This window comes from Jatrophihabitans sp., from assembly GCF_051960575.1.
Lineage (GTDB): Bacteria > Actinomycetota > Actinomycetes > Mycobacteriales > Jatrophihabitantaceae > JBQCEE01.
Genome location: NZ_JBQCEE010000111.1, coordinates 1 through 8,223 on the forward strand (window position 1 = coordinate 1; position 8,223 = coordinate 8,223).

General features: G+C 74.1%; 8 protein-coding genes. 3 read left to right on the forward strand and 5 right to left on the reverse strand.

Going from position 1 to position 8,223, the window contains the following annotated elements; all coding sequences use genetic code 11:
• A partial coding sequence (locus ACTHMS_RS05865; RefSeq protein ID WP_440305741.1) for a substrate-binding domain-containing protein occupies nucleotides 1-372 on the forward strand: 372 nt, incomplete at its 5' end.
• A 68-nt stretch (nucleotides 373-440) separates the two neighbouring features.
• On the opposite strand, the gene proB is transcribed toward ACTHMS_RS05865, so the two are convergent.
• From proB to rplU, 4 genes are all read right to left on the reverse strand, one after another.
• Complete coding sequence (gene proB / locus ACTHMS_RS05870; protein WP_440305742.1) at nucleotides 441-1,544, reverse strand: glutamate 5-kinase; 1,104 nt, start codon at nucleotides 1,542-1,544, stop codon at nucleotides 441-443.
• Nucleotides 1,541-3,007, reverse strand: a complete 1,467-nt coding sequence (gene obgE, locus ACTHMS_RS05875; protein ID WP_440305743.1) for a GTPase ObgE — start codon at nucleotides 3,005-3,007, stop codon at nucleotides 1,541-1,543. The genes proB and obgE overlap by 4 nt, the downstream gene beginning before the upstream one ends.
• A 68-nt stretch (nucleotides 3,008-3,075) precedes the next feature.
• Nucleotides 3,076-3,333, reverse strand: a complete 258-nt coding sequence (gene rpmA, locus ACTHMS_RS05880; RefSeq protein ID WP_440305744.1) for a 50S ribosomal protein L27 — start codon at nucleotides 3,331-3,333, stop codon at nucleotides 3,076-3,078.
• Between the two features lie 13 nt (nucleotides 3,334-3,346).
• Nucleotides 3,347-3,655, reverse strand: coding sequence for a 50S ribosomal protein L21 (rplU, locus tag ACTHMS_RS05885; protein ID WP_440305745.1), 309 nt, complete (start codon nucleotides 3,653-3,655; stop codon nucleotides 3,347-3,349).
• A 144-nt stretch (nucleotides 3,656-3,799) separates the two neighbouring features.
• On the opposite strand from rplU, the gene ACTHMS_RS05890 reads away from it, so the two are divergent.
• Together ACTHMS_RS05890 and ACTHMS_RS05895 are read left to right on the forward strand one after the other, a co-directional pair.
• On the forward strand, nucleotides 3,800-4,267 hold the full coding sequence (locus ACTHMS_RS05890) for a GNAT family N-acetyltransferase (RefSeq protein ID WP_440305746.1): 468 nt from the start codon (nucleotides 3,800-3,802) through the stop codon (nucleotides 4,265-4,267).
• A complete protein-coding gene (locus ACTHMS_RS05895; protein ID WP_440305748.1) occupies nucleotides 4,267-5,529 on the forward strand; it encodes an ArgE/DapE family deacylase in 1,263 nt (420 codons plus the stop codon). Before ACTHMS_RS05890 ends, ACTHMS_RS05895 begins: the two co-directional genes overlap by 1 nt.
• Before the next feature lie 99 nt (nucleotides 5,530-5,628).
• Here ACTHMS_RS05895 and ACTHMS_RS05900 read toward each other — a convergent pair.
• Nucleotides 5,629-8,223 (reverse strand): Rne/Rng family ribonuclease (locus ACTHMS_RS05900; RefSeq protein WP_440305747.1); only part of this gene is annotated, 2,595 nt, incomplete at its 5' end.

Genomic DNA, 8,223 nt, shown 5'->3' on the forward strand with positions numbered 1-8,223 from the left:
GACGCCCCGATGGCCCGCGCGGCGATGACCGGCATCGCCGAGGGGGCCGACGCGGCGCGCCTGCTGCTCGACGTGCCGGCGGGCGAACGGCCGACCGCGATCGTCGCGCAGTCGGACCTGCTGGCGATGGGGGTCGTCCGCGCCGCCGCCGACCTCGGACTCCGCGTGCCGGACGACCTCAGCGTCACCGGCTTCGACGGCATCGAGCTGCCGTGGTTCGACGGCACGCTGACCACCGTCGTCCAGCCGGGCGAGGAGAAGGGCCGCCGCCTCGGTGCGATGGCCGCGGCCGCGATCGCCGGCGAGCCGGTCGCCGACCAACAGATGCCGCTCGAACTGCGGCTCGGCACCACCACGGCCCCGCCCCCCTGACCGCCTTGTCCCCCGGCCCAGTCATGTCCAGGACGCTGGCACGACTGGGACTGGGGACGAGCGGGGGATCAGAGCAGGACGAGGTCGTCGCGGTGCACGAGCTCGCGCCGGTACTCGGCCGGCAGGTCGCTGGTGCGCTGGCCGAGCAGGGGTGGCAGGTCGGCGGCGTCGTAGCCGACGAGTCCGCGGGCCACGGCGACGCCGTCGGGTCCGACGAGGTCGACCGGCTCGCCCGACCAGAACTCGCCGCTCACCGCCGTGACGCCCGCAGGCAGCAACGACATGCGCCGCTGGACGATCGCCGCCACCGCGCCGGCGTCGAGCACCAACCGGCCCCGCGGCGTCGTGGCATGCCGCAGCCAGAACAGCCGCGACGCGGTGCGGTCGCCGGACGGGTGGAAGTAGGTGCCGCCGACACCGGCGAGCGCGTCGCCGATGCGCGTCGCCGCGGCGAGCAGCACCGGGATGCCCTCGCTCGTGGCGATCGCCGCCGCGTCGACCTTGCTGGTCATGCCGCCCGACCCGACATGGCTGCCGGCGCGCGAGACGTCGACGCCGACCAACGACTCGAGCGACGCGACCTCGGGGATGAACTCCGACCCCGGTCGTCCGGGCTGGCCCGTGTAGAGGCCGTCGACGTCGGTCAGCAGCACGAGCGCGCTCGCCTCGACCAGGTGCGCCACGAGCGCGGCCAGCCGGTCGTTGTCGCCGAACCGGATCTCGTGCGTCGCGACCGTGTCGTTCTCGTTCACGATCGGGATGACGCCGAGGCTCAACAGTCGTTGCAGCGTCCGGTTCGCGTTCGTGTAGTGGCCACGGCGGTGCAGGTCGTCGGCCGTCAGCAGCACCTGCCCGACCCGCAGGCCGTAGCGGGCGAACGACGCCGCGTACCGCTCGGCGAGCAGCAGCTGCCCGACGCTCGCCGCCGCCTGCTGCGTCGCCAGATCACGCGGACGCGTGCGCAACCCCAACGGCCCGAGGCCGGCCGCGATCGCGCCCGACGACACGAGCACCACCTGACGACCCAGGGCCGCCCGCGCAGCAATCGCATCGACGACCGCGTCGAGCCGCTGCGGGTCGAGATGGCCCTTCGACGTCAGCGACGACGAGCCGACCTTGACCACCGCGCGTGCCGCCTCGGCGATGGCCGACCGACCGGTCGGTCGGGTCACTCGTCGCCCTCGGCGACATCCGCATCGATGTCGGCGGACGCCTCCCACGGCACGCGGCGCGCCTTCTTCGCCGCCAACCGCTCCGAGGCCCTGGTGCGGGACGAACTCTCGAGCCGCTCGTCGAACCCGCGGCGGGTGGCGTGGAAGGCCTCCTCGTCCACTCCCCCGGTCGGCTCGAAGTCGAAGGTGACCTCGCCGATCCGCACGGCGGCGCCGCGCTCGGCGCCCTGCTTGGCCAGCTCGTCCTCGACACCGAGACGACGCAGCCGGTCGGCGAGATAGCCGACGGCCTCGTCGTTCTGGAAGTCGGTCTGCACCACCCAGCGCTCGGGCTTGCTGCCGCGCACCAGCCACCCGCCGGGCTCGAGCGGGTCGGGGCCGACGGTGAAGCCGGCGTCGTCGACCGGCGTCGGGTGCAGCACGATGCGAGCCTCGGGGACCGGGCGGGCCGCCCGGTCGGCCGTCACGACCTCGGCGAGTGCGAAGGTCAGCTCGCGCAGGCCGACGTGCGAGACGGCCGAGATCTCGAACACCCGCAGCCCGCGGGCCTCGAGCTCGGGACGCACGAATTCGGCGAGTTCGCGCGCCTCGGGCACGTCGACCTTGTTCAGCGCGACGAGCCGCGGCTTGGCCAGCAGCTCACCGAACGTGCCCTCGTACTGCGCGAGCTCGTGCTCGAGCGCGTCGAGGTCGCTGAGCGGGTCGCGTCCGGGCTCGAGGGTGGCGCAGTCGAGCACGTGCAGCAGCACGGCGCAGCGCTCGACGTGGCGCAGGAAGTCCAGCCCGAGCCCCTTGCCGGCGGCGGCGCCCGGGATGAGCCCGGGCACGTCCGCGATCGTGAGTGTCGTGGTGCCGGACGTGACCACGCCGAGGTTCGGCACGAGCGTCGTGAACGGGTAGTCGGCGATCTTCGGCCGCGCCGCCGACAGCGCCGCGATGAGCGACGACTTACCCGCGGACGGGAACCCGACCAGCCCGACGTCGGCCATGCTCTTGAGTTCGAGCACGACGTCGTGCGCCTCGCCCGGCTCGCCGAGCAGGGCGAACCCCGGAGCCTTGCGCCGCGGCGAGGCCAGGGCGGCGTTGCCGAGGCCGCCGCGGCCGCCGCGGGCGACGACGAACCGGGTGCCCGCGCCGGTCAGGTCGGCGAGCACCTCGCCGGCGTCGTCCAGCACGACCGTGCCCTCGGGCACGCGCAACTCGAGGTCGCCGCCGTCGGCGCCGTTGCGGTGCCCGCCCGCGCCCTGCTTGCCGTTCGCCGCCCGCTGGTGCGGGTGGTAGTGGAAGTCGAGCAGCGTGTGCACGTTCGGGTCGACGACGAGCACGACGTCGCCGCCGCTGCCCCCGTTGCCGCCGTCCGGGCCGCCCAGCGGCTTGAACTTCTCACGGTGGATCGACGCGACGCCGTGTCCCCCGTTGCCGCCCGCGAGATGCAGCACCACGCGGTCGATGAACCCGGCCACTTCCTACTCCCTCAATGACGAAGGGCGGCTCCCGGTCGCCCGGGGCCGCCCTCCGATGGTGCCGACCCTCAGGCCTGCACCGGAACGATGTTGACGGTCTTGCGACCGCGCGAGCTGCCGAACTGCACGGCGCCGGGCGCCAGCGCGAACAGCGTGTCGTCGCCGCCCCGGCCGACGTTCGCGCCGGGGTGGAACTTGGTACCGCGCTGCCGGACGATGATCTCGCCGGCCTTGACGACCTGGCCGCCGAAGCGCTTCACACCCAGGAACTGCGGGTTCGAGTCGCGGCCGTTGCGGGAGCTGGACGCACCCTTCTTGTGTGCCATGGTTCAGGCTCCCTTACTTCGAGATGCCGGTGACGCGCACCTGGGTCAGCTTCTGACGGTGACCCTGGCGCTTGTGGTAGCCGGTCTTGTTCTTGAACTTGTGGATGCGGATCTTCGGGCCCTTGGTCTGGGCCACGACCTCCGCGGTGACGGTGGCGGCGGCCAGGGCGGCGGCGTCGGTCGTGACGTCGCTGCCGTCGACCAGCAGGATCGCCGGCAGGGCGACCTGGGCGCCCGGGGCGGCCTCGAGCTTCTCGATGGTCAGCACGTCGCCCTCGGCGACCTTGTACTGCTTGCCGCCGGTCTTGACGATCGCGTACATGCGTGGTCCGTCCCTCAACTGCTGGTCTGATCGTGCGCAGCGAACAGGCGCGCACCAGTGGACCCGAAATGGGCCGTCGACCAGCTTACTGGACGCGGCGACGCCGGAGCAAAGCGGCTCAGCGCCGGCGCTACCGTCAGCCCCATGATCCTCGTCCGTGCCGTCGCCTGGGACGACCCCGACGCCGAACGCCTGCGCGCGGCGCAGCGTCTCGAGATCAACGGCCGCTACGGCCGCGACGCGGAGCAGGGCCCCAAGCCGAGCGCGGCGGACACCGTGGTCGTCGTGGTCGCGTCCGTCGACGGGGTCGCGGCGGGCACCGGCGCGCTGCGCCCCCTCGGCCCGGCCAGCGGCGAGATCAAGCGGATGTTCGTCGACCCGGCGCACCGCGGGACGGGGGTCGCCGACGCCGTGCTGGCCGCGCTCGAGGACGAGGCGCGCGCCCGCGGCTGGACCCACCTGCGGCTCGAGACCGGCGACCTGCTGCACGAGGCCAACCGCTTCTACAGCCGCAGCGGCTACCGGGCGATCCCCGCGTTCGGCCACTACGTCGGCGACCCGACCTCGGTCTGCTACGAGAAGACGCTGCTGCCGCAGGGGGCGGACGCGTGATGCTGACGCCCGTCGAGACACGCGCGCTCGAGGCCCTGGACGAGCAGGAGCTGGTCGCGTCCCTCATCGAGCTCATCCGCGTGCCCAGCGTGACCGGCACCGACGCCGAGTCGGACCTGCAGCACCGGCACGCCGAGTGGCTGCGCACCGCCGGCCTGGACGTGGACGTGTGGTCGCTCGACCTGCCGTCGTTGCTGGCCGACCCGGCGTTCCCCGGACTCGAGGCCGAGCGCAGCGAGGGCTACGGGCTGGTCGGGGCGACCGGTGACGGCGTGCCCGCGCTGGTGCTCTGCGGGCACGTCGACGTCGTCCCGATCGGCGACCGCGCCAAGTGGGACCACGACCCGTTCTCGGGCTGGATCGACGGCACCGCCCTGCACGGGCGCGGCGCCTGCGACATGAAGTCCGGCGTGGCGGTGAACCTGGCGGTCGTCCGCGCGCTGCAGCGCTCCGGGCTGCGGCTCGAGCGGCCGCTCGCCGTGCACAGCGTCGTCTCGGAGGAGGACGGCGGCCTCGGCGCCTTCGCCACCCTGCGCCGCGGGCACACCGGTGACGTCGCGGTCATCCCCGAGCCGACGTCCGACCGGCTCGTCGTCGCGACGGCCGGGGCGTTGACCTTCCGGCTGGTCGTGCCGGGCAAGGCGGCGCACGGCAGCACGCGGCACGACGGCGTCTCGGCGCTGGACGCGTACGTCGTGCTGCACCGGGCGATGGAGGAGCTCGAGCGGCGGCGCAATGCCGACGTCGACCCGCTGTTCGCGGGCAACCCGGTGCCGTACGCGATCTCGGTCGGCACGCTGCACGCCGGCGACTGGGCGTCGTCGGTGCCCGACCTGCTCGTGGCCGAGGGACGCTACGGGGTGCGGCTCGGCGAGGACCCCGCCGATGCCCGGGCCGCGTTCGAGGCGACGATCGCGGCCGCGGCGGCGTCCGACGGCTGGATGCGCGACAACCCGCCCGCGGTGACCTGGCCGGGCGGGCAGTTCGGGCCGGGCGCCCTCGCTCCCGACCACGGGCTGATCGACGAGATGCGGGCGGCCGTCCGCGACGTCGGCCTGCCCGAACCGCCGTCGGTGGCCGCGCCCTACGGCAGCGACCTGCGGCTCTACGCCGGCCTCGGCGGCATCCCGACCCTGCACTACGGGCCCGGGGACGTGCGGTTCGCCCACGCCCCGCGCGAGCAGGTCGAGCTGGCCGAGGTCTTCGCCGCCGCCCGCGCCCTCACCCTGCTCGCCGTCCGCCGCTGCGGCGCCCACCTGTAGCTGCCGGAGGTCACCCCTGCAGCAGAAACCCCCTCGTGTGGCTCGTATTCGAGGACAAAAATGGGCCACACGAGAGGGTTTCGCGTCAGGCGGTACGCCTCAGCTGGTCGTCGGGACGGGCGGTCCGGCCGGGCGGCTGGCCGCGCGGCGGCGGCGCGGTCGTCCGGACGCACGCGGCGCGTCCTGATCCGCCTCGACGGCAGCCTCGACCGGCACAGCCGGCTCGGCCGCGGCCTCGCGCTCGGGCACCGACGCGAACGACGGCGCTTCAGCGGGTGTGTCGGCCAGGTCGGCCGGCTCGGCGACGACGGGGATGTCGGCGGCCTCGGCGACCGCCTCGGCCGTCTGCTCCGACTGCGCGCCGACGGCGGCGATGACGTCGGCCGCCAGTTCGGCCGCGACGAGTCCATCACTGCCGACCGTGCCGGTCTCGACGGCGAGGGCCTCGCCGACCGCATCCACGCCCGCCGCAGCGGCTGCGTCCGCGTCGGGCTCGGCCGCAGCCTCCGGCGCGCCGGCGCCGTCGACCGGGCCCGGCAGCACACCGTCGTCGGGCAGCGGATTGCCATGCTCGTCGACCTGGTGCGCGGCCCGGTGGATCGCCTCCATCGCGGCGAGCGCGGCCCGGCGCTGTTCGACCGTGGCCGGCGGCTCGACCGGCGTCTCTGCGGCACGCGCCTTGCCGGACGACGACCCGCGGCGGCGGCGTCCCTTGGTGCCGCCGGAGCCGCGCTCGTCGTCGGTCTCGGCGGCCGCGCCGTTGTCGGACGACTTGTCGACCGGCTCGGCGTGGATGAGCACGCCCCGCCCGTTGCAGTGCGGGCAGGTCTCGCTGAACGCCTCGAGCAGGCCCTCGCCGACCCGCTTGCGGGTCATCTGGACGAGCCCGAGCGAGGTGACCTCGGCGACCTGGTGCTTCGTGCGGTCGCGTCCGAGGCACTCGGTGAGGCGGCGCAGCACCAGCTCGCGGTTCGACTCGAGCACCATGTCGATGAAGTCGATCACCACGATGCCGCCGACGTCGCGCAGCCGCAGCTGCCGCACGATCTCCTCGGCCGCCTCGAGGTTGTTGCGGGTGACGGTCTGCTCGAGGTTGCCGCCCGAGCCGACGAACTTGCCGGTGTTGACGTCGATGACGGTCATCGCCTCGGTGCGGTCGATGACCAGCGAGCCGCCGGACGGCAACCACACCTTGCGGTCGAGGGCCATCATGAGCTGCTCGTCCACGCGCAGCTCCGCGAACAGGTCCTTCTCGGACGCGTGCCGGCTGACCCGCTCGGCGAGGTCGGGCGCCATCGAGGTCACGTAGTCGGCGATGGTGCGGTGGGCGTCCTCACCCTGGATGACGACCTGCTTGAAGTCCTCGTTGAAGACGTCGCGCACGACGCGGATCGCGAGGTCCGGCTCGCCGTGCACCAGCACGGGCGCCTTGCCCTCCGACCGGTGCGCGGCGATGGTCTCCCACTGCGCCTGCAGCCGCTCGACGTCGCGGGTGAGGTCCTCCTCCGACGCGCCCTCGGCGGCCGTGCGCACGATGACGCCGGCGTCCTCGGGGACGATCTTCTTGAGGATCGACTTGAGCCGGTGCCGCTCGGTGTCGGGCAGGCGCCGGCTGATGCCGGTCATGCCGCCGCCGGGCACGTAGACGAGGTAGCGGCCGGGCAGCGTCACCTGGCTGGTGAGGCGGGCGCCCTTGTGGCCGATCGGGTCCTTGGTGACCTGCACGAGCACGTTGTCGCCGGGCTTGAGCGCGTTCTCGATCGCGCGGGCCTTGCCCTCGAGACCGGCGGCGTCCCAGTTGACCTCGCCGGCGTAGAGCACGCCGTTGCGTCCCTTGCCGATGTCGATGAAGGCGGCCTCCATCGAGGGCAGCACGTTCTGCACACGGCCGAGATAGACGTTGCCGACGTAGCTCTGGCTGGACGCGCGGGTGACGTAGTGCTCGACGAGCACGCCGTCCTCGAGCACGGCGATCTGGGTGCGGTCCCCGCTCTGGCGCACGGCCATGACGCGGTCGACGGCCTCGCGGCGGGCCAGGAACTCGGCCTCGCTGAGGATGGGCGCACGACGCCGGCCGGTCTCGCGGCCGTCGCGCCGCCGCTGCCGCTTGGCCTCGAGCCGGGTCGACCCCTTGACGCCGCGCACGCCGTCGTCGCCGTCGTCCTTCTTCGGCTCGCGCACGTGCACGACGGTGTTCGGCGGGTTGTCGTCGTCGCCGTCGCCCGCGCTGCCGGCCCGCTGCCGCCGCCGGCGTCGCCGCGTGCTGGTGGACGCGGCACCCTCGGCGCCCTCACCGGCCTCGCCCTCGGCGCCGGACTCCGCCGCCTCGGCCTCGTCCTCGCCCTCGGTCTCGTCGCCGGTCTCGTCCTCGGCGGCGGCCGCGGCCGCACCGCCGCGTCCCCGGCGGCCACGCCGACGGCGGCGGCGCGCGCCGATCGCCTGCTCGATGGCCGCTTCCTTGACGTCGTCGGGCTCGGCGGTGTGGTCCTCGGCGTCCTCGGCCACCGTCAGGTCGACGTCGCCCGGCTCGGGCTCCTCGTCGTCGACCCCCCGCACCGGCACGGCGGCGGCCGGGTCGGGAGCCTGGAACAGCACGGCGGGTGCCGCGAGCGCAGGCGTGGCCGGCTCCGCGGTGTCCTCGGCGGTCGTCTCGACGGCATCGGTCGGCGGACCGGCCGGGGCCGTCGCCTTCCG